General features: G+C 70.8%; 18 protein-coding genes. 13 read left to right on the top strand and 5 right to left on the bottom strand.

The features are described 5' to 3' along the window. Window positions 1–28: 28 nt before the first annotated feature. Window positions 29–1,672 (bottom strand): tetratricopeptide repeat protein, encoded by a 1,644-nt coding sequence (locus tag QIS99_RS27605; protein WP_282516404.1) that lies wholly within the window; start codon window positions 1,670–1,672, stop codon window positions 29–31. Between the two features lie 110 nt (window positions 1,673–1,782). Between QIS99_RS27605 and QIS99_RS27600 the strand changes: the two genes are divergently transcribed. Further along, complete coding sequence (locus QIS99_RS27600; protein ID WP_282516403.1) at window positions 1,783–3,183, top strand: FAD-binding oxidoreductase; 1,401 nt, start codon at window positions 1,783–1,785, stop codon at window positions 3,181–3,183. A gap of 61 nt (window positions 3,184–3,244) precedes the next feature. Here QIS99_RS27600 and QIS99_RS27595 read toward each other — a convergent pair whose 3' ends face one another. Then, window positions 3,245–3,721 (bottom strand): SsgA family sporulation/cell division regulator, encoded by a 477-nt coding sequence (locus tag QIS99_RS27595; RefSeq protein WP_282516402.1) that lies wholly within the window; start codon window positions 3,719–3,721, stop codon window positions 3,245–3,247. 354 nt (window positions 3,722–4,075) lie between these two features. Here QIS99_RS27595 and QIS99_RS27590 point away from each other — a divergent pair, with 354 nt between their 5' ends. Together QIS99_RS27590 and QIS99_RS27585 are read left to right on the top strand one after the other, a co-directional pair. Further along, entirely contained in the window at window positions 4,076–5,659 is a 1,584-nt protein-coding gene (locus tag QIS99_RS27590) for an RDD family protein (RefSeq protein WP_282516401.1), read from the top strand. Window positions 5,660–5,834: 175 nt separating this feature from the next. Then, on the top strand, window positions 5,835–6,488 hold the full coding sequence (locus QIS99_RS27585) for an RDD family protein (RefSeq protein WP_282516400.1): 654 nt from the start codon (window positions 5,835–5,837) through the stop codon (window positions 6,486–6,488). A 4-nt stretch (window positions 6,489–6,492) separates the two neighbouring features. Here QIS99_RS27585 and QIS99_RS27580 read toward each other — a convergent pair whose 3' ends face one another. After that, entirely contained in the window at window positions 6,493–6,804 is a 312-nt protein-coding gene (locus QIS99_RS27580; protein ID WP_282516399.1) for a hypothetical protein, read from the bottom strand. A 455-nt stretch (window positions 6,805–7,259) separates the two neighbouring features. Here QIS99_RS27580 and QIS99_RS27575 point away from each other — a divergent pair, with 455 nt between their 5' ends. Both QIS99_RS27575 and QIS99_RS27570 read left to right on the top strand, forming a co-directional pair. Beyond that, a complete protein-coding gene (locus QIS99_RS27575; protein WP_282516398.1) occupies window positions 7,260–9,695 on the top strand; it encodes an immune inhibitor A domain-containing protein in 2,436 nt (811 codons plus the stop codon). 170 nt (window positions 9,696–9,865) lie between these two features. Further along, window positions 9,866–10,183, top strand: coding sequence for a hypothetical protein (locus QIS99_RS27570; protein ID WP_282516397.1), 318 nt, complete (start codon window positions 9,866–9,868; stop codon window positions 10,181–10,183). Between the two features lie 40 nt (window positions 10,184–10,223). Here QIS99_RS27570 and QIS99_RS27565 read toward each other — a convergent pair whose 3' ends face one another. Continuing rightward, window positions 10,224–10,811 carry an isochorismatase family protein gene (locus tag QIS99_RS27565; protein WP_282516395.1) on the bottom strand — a complete coding sequence of 196 codons (588 nt, stop codon included), beginning with the start codon at window positions 10,809–10,811 and terminating at the stop codon, window positions 10,224–10,226. Window positions 10,812–10,973: 162 nt separating this feature from the next. Further along, on the bottom strand, window positions 10,974–12,311 hold the full coding sequence (locus QIS99_RS27560) for a nicotinate phosphoribosyltransferase (RefSeq protein WP_282516435.1): 1,338 nt from the start codon (window positions 12,309–12,311) through the stop codon (window positions 10,974–10,976). A gap of 147 nt (window positions 12,312–12,458) precedes the next feature. Between QIS99_RS27560 and clpS the strand changes: the two genes are divergently transcribed. The 8 genes from clpS to QIS99_RS27525 all read left to right on the top strand — a co-directional run bounded on the left by clpS (window position 12,459) and on the right by QIS99_RS27525 (window position 19,404). Next, entirely contained in the window at window positions 12,459–12,782 is a 324-nt protein-coding gene (gene clpS, locus QIS99_RS27555; protein ID WP_282516394.1) for an ATP-dependent Clp protease adapter ClpS, read from the top strand. After that, the gene (locus QIS99_RS27550; protein ID WP_282516392.1) at window positions 12,782–13,375 is read left to right on the top strand and encodes a DUF2017 domain-containing protein; all 594 of its coding nucleotides are present in this window, start codon (window positions 12,782–12,784) and stop codon (window positions 13,373–13,375) included. Before clpS ends, QIS99_RS27550 begins: the two co-directional genes overlap by 1 nt. A gap of 552 nt (window positions 13,376–13,927) precedes the next feature. Next, entirely contained in the window at window positions 13,928–15,469 is a 1,542-nt protein-coding gene (locus tag QIS99_RS27545) for an alanine/glycine:cation symporter family protein (RefSeq protein ID WP_282516391.1), read from the top strand. 387 nt (window positions 15,470–15,856) lie between these two features. Beyond that, a complete protein-coding gene (locus QIS99_RS27540) occupies window positions 15,857–17,326 on the top strand; it encodes an amino acid permease (RefSeq protein ID WP_282516390.1) in 1,470 nt (489 codons plus the stop codon). Window positions 17,327–17,420: 94 nt separating this feature from the next. Further along, complete coding sequence (locus QIS99_RS27535) at window positions 17,421–17,843, top strand: M67 family metallopeptidase (protein WP_282516389.1); 423 nt, start codon at window positions 17,421–17,423, stop codon at window positions 17,841–17,843. Window positions 17,844–17,942: 99 nt separating this feature from the next. Continuing rightward, window positions 17,943–18,044, top strand: coding sequence for a putative leader peptide (locus tag QIS99_RS32235; protein ID WP_349017333.1), 102 nt, complete (start codon window positions 17,943–17,945; stop codon window positions 18,042–18,044). 120 nt (window positions 18,045–18,164) lie between these two features. Then, a complete protein-coding gene (locus QIS99_RS27530) occupies window positions 18,165–18,452 on the top strand; it encodes a MoaD/ThiS family protein (protein WP_282516388.1) in 288 nt (95 codons plus the stop codon). A 1-nt stretch (window position 18,453) separates the two neighbouring features. Next, the gene (locus tag QIS99_RS27525) at window positions 18,454–19,404 is read left to right on the top strand and encodes a PLP-dependent cysteine synthase family protein (RefSeq protein ID WP_282516387.1); all 951 of its coding nucleotides are present in this window, start codon (window positions 18,454–18,456) and stop codon (window positions 19,402–19,404) included. The last annotated feature ends 79 nt before the right edge of the window (window positions 19,405–19,483 follow it).

Below are 19,483 nucleotides of genomic sequence, written 5' to 3'. Positions count from 1 at the left end.
TGCCGTCGATCGGACTCCGGCCTCGCCCTCAAGCGCCGGACGGGCTGGATTTGGGCTCGGCCTCACGAGGAGTTGCCGTCGGCTTCGGCTTCGGCTTCGGCTTCGGGCTCGGTTTCGGCTTCAGGCTCGGCTTCGGCTTCGGGCTCGGTTTCGCCGGGGCCGGGGCCGGGGTCGGCCGCACCGGAGGCGCAGGCTTCGGTGGCGGGGCCGGGGTGCCGTCCATGTTCGCCGGGCCGCCCTCCGGCGGCTCGCCGAGCGCGTCCAGGGCCTCCCGGGCGTTCGGCGCGAGCAGCGGCGAGAAGTGCGGGTTGACGCGGACCGCCTCCCGCAGATGGCGGCGGGCCGCGCCGTACTTGCCGATCTCCCGCTCGATCGCGCCCCGGTGGTACGCGAACAGCGCGCTCATCGGGCCGTCCTTCATCGCCTTCGTCGCGTACGGCAGGGCCTCCTCGCTCTTGCCCGCCCGGTGCAGCGCCCAGCCGAGCGCGTCCGCGACCTCCCGGCCCGGCTGCCGCTTGTACTCGGCCTTGAGGCGCCGCACCGCCGCCTCCGGGTCGCCGTGGTCCGCCTCGAAGCGGCCGAGGACCAGCGCGTCGTTCACGCCGGCCGCGCTCTCCTCCTCGACCAGCGCCCGCAGCAGCTCGTACTGCGCCTGCGAGGCGGGCTCCATGCCGAGCGACTCGTACAACTCGCCGAGCTCCAGGGCGTATTGGGGGCGCGGCAGCTTCGCGATCGCCGCCTGATAGCTGATCACCGCCTCCGAGGTCCGGCCGAGCGCGGCCTGGGCGCGGCCCTTGCCTGCGAGCGAGGCGTGGTGCTCGGGCTCGGTGCGCAGCGCCGCCTCGAAGTAGTTCAGCGCCTGGGCCGGCTCCCCGCGCTCGAAGAGCAGCTGCCCCAACCGGTGCTGGTACGCGGCCTGTTCGGCCGGAGTCTCGGCCAGCGCCGCCGCGTCCGAGAGCAGCGCGGCCGAATCCGTCCGCCAGCCCCGGTCCCGGTACACCTGCGCCGTACGGGCCATCACCGCGCTGCCCGACTCAAGTTCCCGCAGCTTCTCCAGGGCTCTGTCGAGCGCCTTGTCGTCGCCGAGCCCGCCGTACGCCTCGATCAGCTGCGGGTACAGCGTCCAGCGCTCCGGGGCCTTCGCCACCGCGGCCTCGCCGTACTTCTTCGCCGCGCGGTAGTCGTGCCGCGTGTTGGCGAGGACCGCCATCCCGGCAAGCGCCTCCACGTTGCCCGCCTTGCCGGAACGGGCCGCGAGGGACCGCTTCAGGGCGTCTTCGGCCTTCCCGTAGTACGCCAGGTCGGCGGTCCTGCGGCCCTGTTCGACATAGGCCGCGCCGAGCACCGCCCAGGACGCCTCGTCGGCCGGATGGCGGCGCACCTGCGCCTCCCGGTCGCCGATCAGCGCGGCCAGATCGGGCAGCGCCGCCGGCACACCCGCCCCGTACGCGGCCTGCGCCCGCCCCACCGGGCCGAGCGCGGGCGGCGGCGCGCCGCCCCCGAGCAGCGGCACGAGCGTGACCACGCCGGCCAGGACCACCGCGCCCGCGACCGAGGCGAGCAGCACCCGCCGCGGGGAGGAGGCCCGGCGCGGGGAGGAGGCCCGCTGCGGGGAGGAGGCCCGGCGCCCGCGCGCCCGCGCACGTTGATGCGTACCCTGATCGATCTCCATGGCGGACACTGTGCGCCAGAAAGTCGGCCTGTACGACGAACGCATCGCGGCGTGCGCCGGGCGGCGCAGACGGGTTCACACCGATGGCCCCCGGTGCCACCCTGGGGATCATGAACGGTGCCCCCGAGAGCAACCCCGACCTGCCCGGCCGGCTCCTCGCCCGGCTGCGCGAGGAACTCCCCGCCGACGCGATCCTGACCGACCCGGACGTCACGGCCTCCTACGCCCACGACATGGCCAGCTTCTGCGAGGCCGGGGCGCCCGCCGCCGTCGTCCTGCCCCGCACCGTCGAACAGGTGCAGCACGTCATGCGCACCGCGACCGCGCTGCGCGTCCCCGTCGTCCCGCAGGGCGCCCGCACCGGCCTGTCCGGCGCCGCCAACGCCTCCGAGGGCTGCATCGTGCTCTCCCTGACCAGGATGGACGCCATCCTGGAGATCAACCCGGTCGACCGGATCGCCGTCGTCGAACCGGGCGTCGTCAACGCCACGCTCTCCCGCGCCGTGAACGAGCACGGCCTCTACTACCCGCCGGATCCCAGCAGTTGGGAGCAGTGCACCATCGGCGGCAACATCGGCACGGCCTCCGGCGGCCTGTGCTGCGTGAAGTACGGAGTGACGGCGGAGTACGTCCTCGGCCTCGACGTCGTCCTCGCCGACGGGCGCCTCCTGCGGACCGGCCGCCGCACCGCCAAGGGCGTCGCCGGGTACGACCTCACCCGCCTCTTCGTCGGCTCCGAGGGCAGCCTCGGCATCGTCGTACGGGCCGTGCTCGCCCTCAAGCCCGAGCCGCGCGGGCAGCTCGCGCTCGCCGCCGAGTTCGGGTCGGCGGCCGACGCCTGTGCCGCCGTATGCAGGATCATGGAGGGCGGCCACGTGCCCTCGCTCCTCGAACTCATGGACCGTACGACCATCAGGGCCGTCAACGACCTGGCGCAGATGGGTCTTCCGGAGACCACCGAGGCGCTGCTCCTCGCCGCCTTCGACACCGCGGACCCGGCGGCCGACCTGGCCGCGGTCGGCGAGCTGTGCGCCGCCGCCGGAGCCACCGAAGTGGTGCCCGCCGACACCCACGCCGAGTCCGAACTGCTGCTCCAGGCACGGCGGTTGTCGCTCACCGCGCTCGAAGCGGTCAAGGGCACCACGATGATCGACGACGTCTGCGTGCCCCGCTCCCGCCTCGCCGACATGCTCGAAGGCACCGCCCGTATCGCCGAGAAGTACGACCTCACCATCGGTGTCTGCGCGCACGCGGGCGACGGCAACACCCACCCCACCGTCTGCTTCGACGCGGCGGACCCGGACGAGTCCCGGCGCGCCCGCGAGTCCTTCGACGAGATCATGGCGCTCGGCCTCGAACTCGGCGGCACCATCACCGGCGAGCACGGCGTCGGCGTCCTGAAGAAGGAGTGGCTGGCGCGCGAGATCGGGCCCGTCGGCGTCGAGCTGCAGCGCGGCATCAAGCAGACCTTCGACCCGCTCGGCCTTCTCAACCCCGGCAAGTTGTTCTGAAACCCCGGCGAGCTGTTCCGAAACCCCGGCGAGCTGTTCTGACCCCCGCGGGGCCGCAGGCTCACTCCCCGTCCTTCGACTCGTCCGAGGGCCACGGGTCGCGCAGCCACAGGTCGTCCGCCGGGGTCGGGGTGAGCAGGTCGGCCAGGCCGTCGTCGATGCCGAGGTGGTCCGGCTCCGAGCCGGGCGGGACCACCCGCAGCGTCCGCTCCAGCCACGCCGAGACGGCCGCCGCCGGGGCCTCCAGGAGGGCGTCCCCGTCGGGCGAGCTGAGCGCCATCAGGACGACGCTGCGCCCGTCCATCTTCGTCGGCCACACCCGTACGTCCCCGTGCCCGCACGGCCTGAAGACGCCCTCGACGAGCAGCTCACGGGCGAACGTCCAGTTCACCGGCTGGTCGGAGCCGACGTGGAAGGTGATGTGCACGGCGTACGGGTCGTCCGTGCGGTAGATGAGCCGGGCCGGTACGGGGACGCTGCGCTCCGGCGACAGGACCAGCTTCAGCTCCAGCTCGCGTTCCACCATGGTGTGCTGCATGTCGTGCCTCTCTTCCGCTTAGTGCGGGCCCGGAGCAGGCCCGTACGAGGAGAGAGCGCGCAGCTCGGAGTTGCTTACGCGACTTTCCGGAGAATTTTTCGGGAGTCTTCCGGCGGCCGTCCCGGGGCCGTCCCGGGGCCGTTCCGGGGCCTTTCCGCGGCCGTCCCGGGGCCGTTCCGGGAGTCCTGCGGGAGTCTTCCGCGAGTCTTGCGGGAGTCTTGCGAGGACCCTTCACAAGCCCCGGATGTGCCCGGAAAGTGGACGGAACGGCAGGACCCGCCCGGTGCCCCCGGGCGGTCTGATAGATGTGGACCTTCACCAAGACCCTCCAGAGATACGGGACACGGACGGACCATGAGCGCCCCCACCCCGGCACCCGGCGACAGCAGCCCCACGAGTGGGTACTACCCGGACCCCTCCATCCCCGGATATATCCGGTACTGGAACGGTGCGGCCTGGGTGCCCGGCACCAGCCGCCCCGCACCCGCCGAGGGCGAGCCGATGCCGACCCCGCCCGGCGGCGTCGAGCCCGCGCCCGGCGTAGTCCCCGAGCAGCAGGTCGCCCCGGCCGAGGAGACCGGCCCGATGTTCCTCGACGAGGGGACCGCGCCCGGCCTCGGCGGGGCGCCCGGCGTCGGCGCCGACCGGCCCGAGCAGCCCGAGCCCGCCTCCGCCTGGGGGGCCGACGCCTCCCGGCAGACCGGCTTCGGCGACGGGCAGTCCCGCGTCTCCTGGGGCGGTCGGCCCGAGGTGGAGGCCCCGCAGCAGCAGCCCGCACTGCCCGCCGCGCAGCCCGCCACACAGCCCACCGCCGAGGAACAGCAGCAGCCCACTCCGCCCGCCCGCACCGACGGCACCGTCACGATCCGCGCCCTCAAGCCGGGCCGCGCCCCGCAGGGCGAACCCCGGCAGCCCGCCGCCGAGCCCGGCCAGGGCGGCCAACAGCCGCCCGCCGACGGCACGATGATGGTCCGCGCGGTCCGCCCCGGCCAGAACAGCCCCGGCCAGAACAGCCCCGGCCACGGTCAGAACAACCCCGGAGCCCCTGGGGTGCCCGGAGCGCCCGGCGCGCAGGGCGCCGGGAACCCGCCGCGGCAGCAGCCCGAGCCGGGCACGATGGCGATCCGCGCGCTGCCGGGCCAGCAGAACCCGGTACAGCCCACCCCGCCCGCAGGCGCCCCGCCGACCGGTGCCCCGCCCGCCGGCGCCCCGTCCGGCTACGGCTACCCGCAGTCCGGCTCCCCGCAGCAGGGCGCGCCCGCCCAGGGCTCCGGTTACGGCTATCCGCAGCCGCAGTCCGGCGCGCCGGCCGGTGCCGGGGCGGGCGGCGGCGCCGCGTCCTGGCCGCAGCAGGTGCAGCATCTCGCCCAGGGGCCCGAGGCGGACGGCGGTCCGGTCACTCCGTTCAGGCCGGTCGCCGACGACCCGTTCCTCGCGGCCGCCCAGGCCCAGGCCGCGGCCCGGCCCGCCGCGCTCGGCAAGCGGCTCGCGGCCCGCCTGATCGACACGGTCGTCGTGGGCGCGGTCACCGGCGCGGTCGGCGTGCCGCTGCTGAGCAGCGCGTTCGAGCACATCGACGGCAAGATCGAGGAGGCGAAGCTGTCCGGCATGGAGCGGACGGTGTGGCTGCTCGACGGCACCACGTCCGTGTACTTCGGCATCGTCCTGGCCGTCCTCCTCGTCTTCGGCGCCCTGTACGAGGCGCTGCCCACGTCGAAGTGGGGCTTCACGCTCGGCAAGAAGCTGCTCAAGATCGAGGTCAGGGACATCGAGGAGCACGCCGCCCCCACGTTCTCGGCGGCCCTGAAGCGCTGGCTGGTCTACAGCGTGCCCGGCATCCTGGTGATCGGTGTCCTCGGCGTGCTGTGGTGCACGTGGGACCGGCCCTGGCGCCAGTGCTGGCACGACAAGGTGGCGCGGACGTTCGTCGCGGGGTGATTTCCGTGCCCCGAAAAGGGGCGCGGGCCACTGCGCGCTCAGCCACGACGAACAGCGACGACGAACAGCGACGACGAACAGCGACGACGAACGAGCCCCGGATCAGGGCAAGGCAAGTCCCCCGTTCAGCCCCCCGCCGGATGCACACCGCAGGTGACCGCGGTCGACTCGGCGCATGACCACTCCGCCGCCCCCGCCGCCCGGCAACGGCCCTTCGCCGGACGACGATCCGTTCAGCAAGCCGCAGCAGCCGCAGCAGCCGCAGCAGCCGCAGCAGCCGCCCGCGGGCAGCGGCGGTGGCTCCCCGTACGACTCGACGCCACCGCCCTACGGCGGTGACCCGTACGGCGGTGGCTACGGCGGGGCCGATCCGCTCGCCGGGATGCCGCCGCTGGCCGACAGCGGGCGGCGGGTGCTCGCCCGAATCCTCGACATGATCATCGTCGGTGTCGTCGTCGCCCTGCTCTCCTGGGCGTTCGGCTGGACGAAGGTGCAGATCGATACCGCGGAGGTCGAGTACGGCACGACGTTCGGCCGATCGGTGCTGTCGGCGGTCCTGTACCTGGCGTACGACACCTGGTTCACGTCCAGGACCGGGCAGACGCCGGGCAAGATGCTGATGAAGCTGCGGACCGCGAACCTCGACGACGGGTCGACGCCGAGTGTGCGGACCTCGCTGGTGCGGGCGGCCGTGCTGTGGCTGCCGTTCTCGTTCTGCTGCTACTGCATCTGGACCGCGATCTGCGGCGGCTGGAGCTTCTTCGACAAGCCGTACAAGCAGGGCCTGCACGACAAGGCCGCGAAGACGGTGGTGGTCAGCACCGGCTGAGGGCTCACGTGTGCAGTGAGTGCTCCGTGGCGCGGGACTCGGCGCCGCCGCGCACCGGCCGTACGGCGACGGGCGCCGCGTCCGACGGCAGCGCGGCCCGGCCTGCCCGGCCCGCCCGGCCCGGCGCGCGCATCCGGGGCGCGGCGCCCGGCATCGGCACGGTCACCGCGACGAGCAGTCCGAGCGCGAGCGCGGCGACGGCGATCACGGCGACGCCGATGCCCGAACGCGTCCGGGAGAGCAGCAGCATGGCGAGGGTCGCGAGGACCACGGTGGCGGAACCGTAGACGAGCTGTGCGGCGGTCGGGCGGGGCATGGCGAACTCCGTCGTCCTCTGGACAGCAGATATGCGGGTGCGGTGCGGTGTGCGCGGTGCGCGGTGCGGCTGAACGTGTCGCTTAGGGCAAGCACGCGGTCAACTGATGCTATTCCGCTGGATTCCCGAGCGAACAGCCGAGTAAGCGTGACCTCGGGCACGGCGGTTGCGGCGCCGAAGCATGAGGGGCGCACGGGCTCACGGCGCCGTCCACGGGCCGGGACATGCGCGCCCTCCGAGAGGCGTACGCGTACGTCCGCCGCCGCACGGGCAGCGTCCGGATAGCACAACTCCCCGACCGCTTAACGCACTTGACCAGTTCAAGTCAAGGTCTGTCTTTTCGCGCGTAACTCCGGTCGAATGGCGTCACTTGTGACGCGGCGCTGCGCCCGGATCCCTTTTGACCCCCCATCCGCAGGCTCCGCAGGCGCGGCCGCGGGGGAGGACAGTACGAAGTGATCCAGAGGACGAAGTCCGGCAGACGCCGGACGTTCCGCGCTGCGGCCGTGGTGACGGCGCTCGCGGCGGCCGGCGCGACGGCGTCGGCGTACAGCGTTGCCCATGCCGACGACGACACGGGCCGGCAGCGGGCAGCCGGCGTCGAGCGCCACGACCCGGCGCCCGGCGACGGCCACGCGGGCCACGACGAGCACGACCTCAAGGGCCCGTACAGCGAACGCCGGGCGCAGCAGCGCGAGGAGGCGCTCAACCAGCTGATATCCGGAGAGGCGAAGGCGACCAAGCGCGGCGCCTCGAAGGTCGTGAAGCTGGACGACGGCAAGTACGTGGAGCTGGGCCGGGAGAAGACCGACAAGATCTTCACCATCCTGGTCGAGTTCGGCGACAAGGTCGACGACACCACGATGTACGACCCGGACGGCCCGGACGGGCCCGAGGAGCCGGTCAAGAAGTACGGCGGCAAGCCGGGCCCGCTGCACAACGAGATCGCCGAACCGGACCGCGACGACGACAACTCCACGGCCTGGCAGGCGGATTACAACCGCGAGCACTTCCAGGACCTGTACTTCTCCAAGGACAAGAAGAAGCAGTCCGTGAAGAAGTACTTCGAGAAGCAGTCCTCGGGCCGTTACTCGGTCGACGGCGAGGTCTCCGACTGGGTCAAGGTCGACTACAACGAGGCCCGTTACGGCTCCAACTACTGCGGCGACACCAACTGCGCCAACGTCTGGGACGCGGTGCGCGACGGCGTCAACCAGTGGACCGCCGACCAGAAGGCCGCCGGGAAGACCGACGCCGAGATCAAGGCCCAGCTCACCGAGTACGACGCGTGGGACCGCTACGACTTCGACGCGGACGGCAACTTCAACGAGTCCGACGGCTACATCGACCACTTCCAGATCGTGCACGCCGGCGAGGACGAGTCCGCGGGCGGCGGCGCCGAGGGCGAGAACGCGATCTGGGCGCACCGCTGGTACGCGTACGGCTCGGACGCGGGCCAGACCGGTCCCGCCGAGAACAAGGCGGGCGGCACCGAGATCGGCGACACCGGCATCTGGGTCGGCGACTACACGATGCAGCCGGAGAACGGCGGACTCGGCGTCTTCGCCCACGAGTACGGCCACGACCTCGGCCTGCCGGACCTCTACGACACCTCCGGCAAGGGCGAGAACTCCACCGCCTACTGGTCGTTGATGTCCTCCGGCTCCTGGCTCGGCCGCGGCAAGGACAGCATCGGCGACCTGCCCGGCGACATGACCGCCTGGGACAAGCTCCAACTGGGCTGGCTGGACTACGACACGGCCAAGGCCGGCACCAAGTCCACGCACACGCTGGGCTACGCCGAGTACAACACCAAGAACAAGCAGGCCCTCGTCGTCGAACTGCCCGAGAAGGCCGTCACGACCACCATCACCAAGCCGGCCGACGGCACCAAGCAGTGGTGGAGCGGCTCGGGCGACAACCTCAAGAACACCCTGACCCGTACGGTCGACCTGACCGGCAAGTCCAAGGCGTCCCTTGACCTTTCGGGCTGGTGGGACATCGAGCAGAACTACGACTACGCGTACGCCGAGGTCTCCACGGACGGCGGCGCGAGCTACACCCCGCTCGACGGCACCGCCGACGGCAAGCCGATCCCGCGCGACGGCGGCGACAAGCCCGCCCTGCACGGCTCTTCGGACGGCTGGAAGAAGCTGAGCTTCCCGCTCGACGCGTACGCGGGCCAGCAGATCGAGCTGCGCTTCCGCTACCAGACCGACGGCGGCGTGGCCCTCAAGGGCCTTGCCCTGGACGGCATTTCGCTGACCGCCGACGGCGAGCAGCTGTTCGCGGACGACGCCGAGGGCCCGGACGACAACGGCTGGACGAAGAAGGGCTTCGACCGCATCGGCGAGTCCTTCACCAAGGACTACCCGCAGTACTACATCGCGGAGAACCGCCAGTACGTGTCGTACGACAAGACCCTCAAGTCCGGCCCGTACAACTTCGGCTGGGCCTCGACGCGGCCCGGCTGGGTCGAGCACTTCCCGTACCAGAACGGCCTGATGATCTGGCAGTGGGACACCTCGCAGGCCGACAACAACACCGGCGTGCACCCCGGCGAGGGCCTGATCCTGCCCGTCGACGCGCACCCGAAGGCGGAGAAGTGGGGCGACGGGACGCTGATGCGCAACCGCATCCAGTCCTTCGACTCCAGCTTCAGCCGGTACCGCACGGACGCGGTCACGCTGCACAAGGACGGCGTCGCGGAGAAGATCCCCGGGCGCGCCGGGGTCTCGGTCTTCGACGACGGCCACTGGGTGTCGTACTACGACCCGTCGAACCCCACGGGAAGTGTGAAGGTCACTGACACCAACACTCGGATCGAGATCGTGAAGGAGCCGAGGAACGGCGAGACGATCACGGTCCAGGTCGGCCCGCAGCAGAGCTGATTCTCGTTTTCGCAGGTCAGATACGTATCGGCCGCGGCCTCTAGCGAGGTCGCGGCCGATCGTGTTTAGGTGCGTCCAGTGAGTTCCTTATTGACGCAACGACCGATGCAACGACCGATGCAACAACTGACGCGACGACTGACGCAACGTCTCACGGGGGTGTGATGTCGATGGCTGGAGGAGGCTTCAGCAAGCTGCCGGGAGGCAGTGTCGTAGTGGCCCTGACCCTGCCGAGCCCGCTGGGTGAGCAGGGGCACGTACGGGTCCTCGTACACGCCGCGAACCGGGCGCGGGCCCTGACCAGGCTCCGCAATCTGGGGTTGCGGGCGGTGTACCTGCGGGGCAATACGGCTCCGCCGACGCCGGACGAGCTGACGGCGGTCCTGCACCACCCGGACGGCCTCATCTGGCGCACGGCGCCCGATGAGGCGGACGAGCTGTGGCATCCGATCGGGGCGCTGCTGCGGGGGGCGGCGCGGGCGGCCTGATCTTCCCGGCCCCGGAAGGGGTGCGGGGCGGGGTGGGGAATCAGACCACCGGCTTGCCCGTCAGCTCCACGCCTGCCTCGCGCAGCTCCTCCAGCGCACGCTGCGTACTCGCCTCGGCGACCCCCGCGGTCAGGTCGAGGAGAACCTTCGTACGGAACCCCTCCCGGGCCGCGTCGAGCGCGGTGGCCCGCACACAGTGATCCGTGGCGATCCCGACCACGTCGACCTCGCTCACCTCGCGCGCCCGCAGCCACCGCGCCAGCGGCGTACCGTTCTCGTCGGCCCCCTCGAACCCGCTGTACGCGGCCGTGTACGCGCCCTTGTCGAAGACCGCGTCGATCGCGCCGGAGGCGACCGCCGGGGCGAAGTTCGGGTGGAAGCCGACGCCCTCCGTGCCGGCCACGCAGTGCGCGGGCCAGCTGTGCACGAAGTCGGGGCGGTCGGAGAAGTGGTCGCCGGGGGCGATGTGGTGGTCACGGGTGGCGACCACGTGCCGGTAGCCCGCACCGGCCGCCTGGCCGATCAGGTCCGTGACCGCCGCGGCGACGTCCGCACCTCCGGCGACCGCGAGGCTGCCGCCCTCGCAGAAGTCGTTCTGCACATCCACGACAATCAGGGCGCGGCGCATGATGGTGTCCTTCGGCTGGATTCTTCTGCTGCTTCGAGGGGTCTGCGGCTGCTTCGAGGGGTCTGCGGCCGTTTCAAGGGGCCTGCGGCCGTTTCGACGGGCCGCGGCCGTTTCGAGGGGACGGCCCTTGCATTCCCCCTCCCCGGGGGTTCATGCAGGCGCTCACAGCGAGACGTGCTCCGTCGGGATGACCGCCTCGCCGCGCGACAGCTGGGTCGCCGAGAGCGGCAGCAGGCCGCGGGCCGCCTTGTGCCGGGCGCGCACCGCGTCCAGCGGCTCGCGGGCCAGCACCTCGCCGCCCTTGATCAGCTCGACGAGCAGCTGCCGTCCGGCAAGCTCGGCGGGCACGGGGCCGGTGCCGACGACCTCGGCCTCGGCGACGCCGTCCTCGTCCAGGCGGCGCGCGGCCCACTTGCGGCCGCCGCGCGAGGACTTGGAGCCGAGGGACTTCTTCGCGACCGGTTCCAGCGGCGCCTGGGGGGCGGCCGAGTGCGCCCGCGCCACCAGCTTGTAGACCATCGAGCAGGTCGGGTGCCCGGACCCGGTGACCAGCTGCGTGCCCACGCCGTACGCGTCCACGGGCGCCGCCCCGAGCGAGGCGATGGCGTACTCGTCCAGGTCCGAGGTGACCACGATCCTGGTGTCCGTCGCGCCGAGCTCGTCCAGCTGCTGCCGCACCCGGTGCGCGACGAGCAGCAGGTCGCCGGAGTCGATCCGGACGGCGCCGAGCTCGGTCCCGGCCACCTCCACGGCCAGGCGGACGGCCTCGGTCACGTCGTACGTGTCGACGAGCAGCGTCGTGCCCCGGCCGAGCGTGTCCACCTGGGCGGTGAAGGCGTCCCGCTCGCTGTCGTGCAGCAGGGTGAAGGCGTGCGCGGAGGTGCCGACGGTGGGGATGTCGTAGCGGAATCCGGCGGCCAGGTCCGAGGTGGCCTCGAAGCCGCCGACGTACGCCGCCCGGGACGCGGCGACCGCGGCCAGCTCGTGCGTGCGGCGGGCGCCCATCTCGATCAGGCCGCGCCCGCCCGCGGCGGCGGACATCCGGGAGGCGGCCGCGGCGATCGCCGAGTCGTGGTTGAGGATCGAAAGGATCACGGTCTCCAGGAGCACGCACTCCGCGAAGGACCCCTCGACCCTGAGGACCGGCGAGCCCGGGAAGTAGACCTCGCCCTCCGGGTAGCCCCAGATGTCGCCGCGGAAGCGGTAGTTCGCGAGCCATTCGAGGGTGGGCTCGTCGACGACGCGGCGGTCCCGCAGGAAGCCGAGCACACCGTCGTCGAAGCGGAAGTTCTCCACCGCGTCCAGGACGCGCCCGGTGCCCGCGACGACTCCGTACCGCCGGCCCTCGGGCAGCCGGCGGGTGAACACCTCGAAGACCGAGCGCCGGTCGGCGGTGCCCGCGGCGAGCGCGGCCTGCAGCATCGTCAGCTCGTAGTGGTCCGTGAAGAGCGCCGTCGACGGCACGTCGACGGGCAGCCCCAGGTAGTCCGCAGAGTTCATAGCCCCACTGTTCATGCCCGGGATGCTACCCCCATTTCGTCACTTTGACGATTTCTGGGCTCCGATGGTGCCGGAAGCGCCCGAGGGCAGCTGCGGAACCTCGTCCCGGCAGGGGCGTTTGTGCGGGGGCGGGGCCCAAGTGGCAGCATGGGGCAGGTGAGTGTGGCTCCCGATGTGTCTCCCGTAGAGGTCAAGCCCGAGTCGGTGGAGGAGGTCTCCGCCGTGACCGAGCCCGACGTTCCCTGGGTCACGATCGTCCACAACGACCCCGTGAACCTCATGAGCTATGTGACGTACGTCTTCCAGACGTACTTCGGCTACTCGAAGGACAAGGCGCACAAACTGATGCTCGACGTCCACCACAAAGGCCGCGCCGTGGTCTCCAGCGGCACCCGCGAGGAGATGGAGCGGGACGTCCAGGCCATGCACGGCTACGGACTGTGGGCGACGATGAGTCAGGACCGCACCTGATGGCCGGCCAGTTCGAACCGGTCCCGGGCGGCGGCGCCGCCGTCGCGCTCGATGAGGTCGAGATCTCCATCCTGCGCTCCCTCGCCGTGCAGCTCCTCGAACTGATCGGTCCCGGCCCCGGCGGCGCCGACGGCGCGGAGGACCCGCTCGCCGACCTCTTCGCGGAGGGCCCGAGCGAACCCCCGACCGACCCGGTCCTGCAGCGCCTCTTCCCCGACGCGTACGGCGACCCGGAGGCCGTCCCCGACGACCAACTCAAGGAGTACTCCGCCGAGTTCAGGCGGTTCACGGAGAACGACCTGCGCGCGGGCAAGCGTGAGAACGCCCTCGCGATGGTCCGCTCCCTGGACGTGCTCACCGCCGGCGGCGACACCGACGCCGTGCTCAAGCTGTCCGTGGACGAGTCCCGGCAGTGGCTCGGCTCGCTCAACGACCTGCGCCTCGCCCTCGCCGCCCGCCTCGACGTGATCGCCGACGAGGACACCGACCTGCTCTACCGCCTCCCGGACAGCGATCCGCGCAAGCCGATGGTGATGGCGTACCTCTGGCTCGGCGGTCTGCAGGAGACCCTCGTCGAGACGCTGATGGCCTGACCTCGACTCCCGCTCCCGAGCGGCGCTCCGACCGCTCCGGGGCGGCGCTCCGACCGCTCCCCGGACGACGTTCCGGCATACGTGGCAGATGCACGGATTCCGCGTCGAAACAGACGGAGTCGTCAGGTTCCGGGAGGGCGTGTCCGTATCGCCTACGGTGATGCATCGATTACCGGACGCGATGTCCGAATAACGATCCCGTCACGCGCGCACCCATCCCTGACTGGTGGGGTGTTTCCTCCGTTTTGCGTGTGATCTGCGTCACGTAGATATTCGGCCAAGCCGTGGTAGGAATTCGCAACTCCTTTTCGGCCCCACCCCTGGCCGGCCTGGAGACCTGGCGCACCGCCAGCCCCGCATGACGCACGTAACGCGTACGCCGCATGCCCTCGTGCATGCGTGCGGCGTGAGCACGACCAAGGCACCACCTGTTTCGGTCCGGACCAGGAACGCCCCAAGTCGCCGATCGGACAACGGCGTTCGCTCAAGCCCGCACACCTGCCCTGCTGCCGGCTCTCCGCCGTGCGGCAGCCCGCGCCATCGAGGTATTGCATGTCACTCGATTCCATGACCGACTCCGTAGACAAGGCTGTCAGCGGATTCTTCGAGCCCGTCGCCACCTGGCTCGGCGAGGTCGTCTTCTACTCGGTGCCCGTAGCCGGCACCGAACTGCCGCTCATCGTGGCCTGGCTGGCCGTCGCCGGACTGGTCTTCTCGGCCTGGTTCGGCTTCATACAGCTGCGCAAGTTCAGACTCGCCGTCGACGTGGTGCGCGGGAAGTACGACGAGAAGGGCTCGGCCGGTGAGGTCAACCACTTCCAGGCGCTGACGGCGGCCGTCTCCGGCACCGTCGGCCTCGGCAACATCGCCGGTGTGGCCGTGGCCGTCAGCATCGGCGGCGCCGGCGCCACGTTCTGGATGATCCTCTGCGGTCTGCTCGGCATGGCCACCAAGTTCGTCGAGGTCACCCTCGGCGTGAAGTACCGCGAGGTGCACGCCGACGGCACCGTCTCCGGCGGCCCGATGCACTACCTGCCCAAGGGCCTCGCCGAGCGGTTCGGCAGCGGCGGCAAGGTGCTCGGCAAGGTGCTCGCCGTGTTCGCCTCGGTCCTGATCCTGTTCTTCGGCCTCTTCGGCGGCAACCTCTTCCAGGTCAACCAGGGCTACGCCCAGCTGGTCTCCGTGACCGGCGGCGAGAGCGGCGTGCTCGGCTCCTCGGGCGGCGCGCTCTTCTTCGGTCTGCTGATCGCCGCGCTCGTCGGCATCGTGCTGATCGGCGGCATCCGCTCCATCGCCTCGGTCACCAGCCGCCTCGTCCCGGCCATGGCGGGCCTCTACATCGTGGCCTGCCTCGTCGTGATCCTGGCCAACATCTCCGCCGTCCCGGCCGCCATCGGCACCATCATCGAGGGCGCCTTCAACCCGGAGGGCGTCGCCGGCGGTGTGCTCGGCGCGCTGATCATCGGCTTCAAGCGGGCCGCGTTCTCCAACGAGGCCGGCCTCGGCTCCGCGCCGATCGCGCACTCCGCGGTGAAGACCAAGCACCCCGCGAGCGAGGGCCTGGTAGCGCTTCTTGAGCCGTTCATCGACACGGTCATCGTGTGCACCATGACCGCCCTGACCATCGTGATCGCCAGCCCCGACAGCTGGAAGGTCGGCAGCGGCGACGTCCAGGGCGTCACCATCACCTCCGACGCCTTCGAGACGGTGCTGCCCTGGTTCCCGTACGTCCTGACCGTCGCTGTGCTGCTCTTCGCCATCTCGACCGTGCTCACCTGGGGCTACTACGGTCTCAAGGCGTGGACGTACCTCTTCGGGCGCAGCCGGGGCAGCGAGATCACGTACAAGATCCTCTACACCGTGTTCTCCGTCGCCGGCGCCCTGCTGACGCTGCAGACGCTGATCAGCATGGCCGACGCGTTCCTGTTCACGCTCGCCGTCATCAACATCGTCGGCCTCTACCTCCTGGCCCCGGTCGTGAAGCGGGAGCTGAACTCGTTCCTGGCCTTCGTGAAGCGCCGGAAGAACGGTGAGGACGACGAGCCCGAGCCCGAGCCCAAGGCTCCCGCCTCGGTGGGCGCGCTGACGGGCTGACCCGGCCGCTCCTCGTACGGGCCCGTGCTCACCTCTGTCGGTGGGCGCGGGCCCGTCCGCGCGCCCGCGCCCGCCCCCGCCCGGTGTTCGCTCAACGGACCCTCAAGACCGGATAACGATCCCGTTAAGCGCCAGGTCGGCATTGCGGGCCGCGCATACGGATTGCCCCGAAATGCCTGTGACGCCGGTCACTTGAGGTGAAAAGGGCGCCGTCGTCCGACGTGGTAAATCTTCACGATCGCTCGCGGTGCGCCACCCATGCGCCGCGAGGGCGCCCCGTCGGCCGAACGTCGACAGGCACAGCTCCAGCACATCCGGGGGGATCGGGACCCGATCCGGGCCACGTACGTCGTACGGCACGGATCGGCATGGAGAAAGGCGCACACCATGACCTCACTGCAGGTCGACCAGCAGTACGACGGCACTGAGGCCGTGCAGAGCGGCGAATCGCCCGAGGGCGGCGAGGGGTACCAGCGCGGGCTCGGCGCCCGGCAGATCCAGATGATCGCGATCGGCGGTGCCATCGGCACCGGCCTGTTCCTCGGCGCGGGCAAGGGCATCCACAAGGCGGGCCCGAGCCTGATCCTGGCCTACGCCCTCGCGGGCCTGGTCATCTTCTTCATCATGCGGGCGCTCGGCGAGCTCCTCATGTACCGCCCGGTCTCGGGCTCCTTCTCCGAGTACGCCCGCGAGTTCATCGGCCCCTTCGCGGGTTTCGTGACCGGCTGGACGTACTGGCTCTTCTGGGTCATCACCGGTATGACCGAGGTGACCGCCGCGGCCCAGTACATGCAGTTCTGGACGAAGAACGCCGACGGCTGGCTCAATCAGCCGCAATGGGTCTTCGCCCTCATATTCACCGTGATCCTCTTCTGCGCCAACCTGATCTCCGTGAAGCTCTTCGGTGAGCTGGAGTTCTGGTTCTCGATGATCAAGGTCACCGCGATCGTCGGCATGATCCTGATCTGCGCCGGCATTCTCACCATCGGCTTCTCCGACGCCGGCGACACCGCCTCCGTGACGATGCTCTGGGACCAGGGCGGCTTCTTCCCCAACGGCATCGGCTCCACCCTCATGACCCTGCAGATGGTCATGTTCGCCTTCCTCGCCGTCGAGCTGGTCGGCGTCACCGCGGGCGAGTCCAAGGACCCGAAGAAGGTCCTGCCGAAGGCCATCAACACCGTGCCGTGGCGCATCGCCGTCTTCTACATCGGCTCCCTCATCATGATCCTCTCGGTCGTGCCGTGGACGCACTTCCAGCCCGGCGTCAGCCCGTTCGTCGCCGCCTTCGAGAAGATGGGCCTCGCCGTCGGCGCCGCGATCGTGAACTTCGTGGTCCTCACCGCCGCGCTCTCCTCCTGCAACTCCGGCATGTACTCCACCGGCCGCATGCTGCGCCAGCTCGCGCTCAACGGCCAGGGCCCGAAGGTCTTCACCAAGCTGACCCGGAACGGCCTGCCGCTCATCGGCACCAGCGTCTCCGCCGGGTTGATGCTGTTCGGCGTCGTGATCAACTACATGGACCCGGGCAGGGCGTTCGAGCTCGTCGTCTCCTTCGCCACCATCTCCGGCATGTGGGCCTGGATCATGATCCTGATCAGCCACATCCGCTACCGCCGCAGGGCCGACCGCGGCGAAGTCCCGCAGTCCAGCTTCAAGGCCCCCGGCGCCCCGTACACGAGCATGTTCGCGCTCGCCTTCATCGGCCTGGTGATCGTGCTCATGGCCCTGGACCCGGACGCCCGGATCTCGCTGTACGCGGCCCCGGTCTGGGGTCTGATCCTCGGCCTCGGCTACCTCGGCATCCAGCGCCGCAAGCGCACCGCCGGGACGATCCCGGAGAACAGCAACAGCTGACCGGCCGACGGCCCCCCGCGTCCGTCTCAGCCCCTGTCTCACCAGATGGGCCGTGGATCTCGGATCCGCGGCCCATCTGCCTATCCTCATCGGCATGCTGACCCTCACCCAGGCCCTGTACGACCAGATCGTCGCCCACGCGCGCGAGGACCACCCCGACGAGGCGTGCGGCGTGGTCGCCGGCCCGGTCGGCGAAGGCCGGCCCGAGCGCTTCATCCCGATGCTCAACGCCGCCCGCTCGCCCACCTTCTACGAGTTCGACTCGGGCGACCTGCTGAAGCTGTACCGCGAGATGGACGACCGGGACGAGGAGCCCGTGATCATCTACCACTCGCACACCGCCACCGAGGCCTACCCCTCCCGCACCGACCTCTCGTACGCGAACGAACCCGGCGCCCACTACGTCCTGGTCTCCACGGCCGACGCCGACGGTCTCGGCGACTTCCAGTTCCGCTCGTACCGGATCGTGGACAGCGTGGTCACCGAGGAAGAAGTCAAGGTCGTCACGGCCTACTGAGCGCGGGACGGGCGGGGTGTGTCCAGTCGCCGGACGCAATTCATCCAGTATCTGAGATCACATTCCAGAACCCGGACCGGGAATCGATACGATGACCGCATGGTTTTCCACGACGTGAACGACAAGACGCCGGGCATGCTGCTCGTGGCGCGCCTTCACGTCGACCTGTGCAGGATCGACAGCGCCATCTGTCCCCGCTGAACCCTGCCGCCGCACGGCCGCGGGCCGCGGCGCTCTCCAGCGCACCACGCACCACCCCCGCTCTTGCGCGTACCGCCGCGCGCCCACCGACCTGACTTCCTTCGACAGGAGCCCACAGCCATGGCCATCGAGGTCCGCATCCCCACCATCCTCCGCCAGTACACCGACGGCGCGAAGGCCGTCGAGGGCAACGGAGACACGCTCGCCGCGCTCTTCACCGACCTTGAGTCCCGCCACTCGGGCATCCAGGACCGACTGGTCGACCAGGCTGCCGGCGGCGAGCTGCGCCGCTTCGTGAACGTATATCTGAACGACGAGGACGTCCGCTTCCTCGACGGCATCAACACCAAGCTCGCCGACGGCGACAGCATCACGATCCTCCCCGCCGTCGCGGGCGGAATGGTCTGATATGCGGTACGACTCGCCTCTGGCCGCCGTCGGCAACACCCCGCTCGTACGGCTGCCCAGGCTCTCGCCCTCCGACGACGTCCGCATCTGGGCCAAGCTGGAGGACCGCAACCCGACCGGCTCGGTCAAGGACCGCCCCGCGCTCCACATGATCGAACAGGCCGAGAAGGACGGCCGGCTGACGCCCGGCTGCACCATCCTGGAGCCCACCAGCGGCAACACCGGCATCTCCCTTGCGATGGCCGCCAAGCTCAAGGGCTACCGCATCGTCTGCGTCATGCCCGAGAACACCTCGTCCGAGCGCCGCGAACTGCTCGCCATGTGGGGCGCGGAGATCATCTCCAGCCCCGCCGCCGGCGGCTCCAACACGGCCGTACGCGTCGCCAAGGAGCTCTCCGCCGAGCACCCGGACTGGGTGATGCTCTACCAGTACGGCAACCCGGACAACGCGGGCGCCCACTACGCCGGCACGGGCCCCGAGATCTTCGCCGACCTGCCGTCCATCACCCACTTCGTCGCGGGCCTCGGCACCACCGGCACCCTCATGGGCGTCGGCCGCTACCTCCGCGAACAGAAGCCCGACGTCAAGATCGTCGCCGCCGAGCCGCGCTACGACGACCTGGTCTACGGCCTGCGCAACCTCGACGAGGGCTTCGTCCCCGAGCTGTACGACGAGTCGGTCCTCACCACCCGGTTCTCCGTCGGCTCGCAGGACGCCGTGACCCGTACCCGTGAACTCCTGCAGCAGGAAGGCATCTTCGCGGGCGTCTCCACCGGCGCGGCCCTGCACGCGGCCATCGGCGTGGCCCGCAAGGCGCAGGCCGCGGGGGAGCCCGCGGACGTCGTCTTCGTCGTCGCCGACGGCGGCTGGAAGTACCTGTCGACCGGCATCTACACCGCCGAGTCCACCGAGGCCGCGGTCGAGGCCCTGCACGGCCAGCTCTGGGCCTGACGCACACGTCACGCACACGTCCGGTCACCGGGCGGGGGGGGGGGGGGGGCCCCCCCCCCCCCCCCCCCCCCCCCCCCCC

The sequence above is a fragment of the Streptomyces solicavernae genome, assembly GCF_029968095.1.
In the GTDB taxonomy this organism is placed as follows: domain Bacteria; phylum Actinomycetota; class Actinomycetes; order Streptomycetales; family Streptomycetaceae; genus Streptomyces; species Streptomyces solicavernae.
This window is presented reverse-complemented; position numbering and strand designations above follow the sequence as displayed.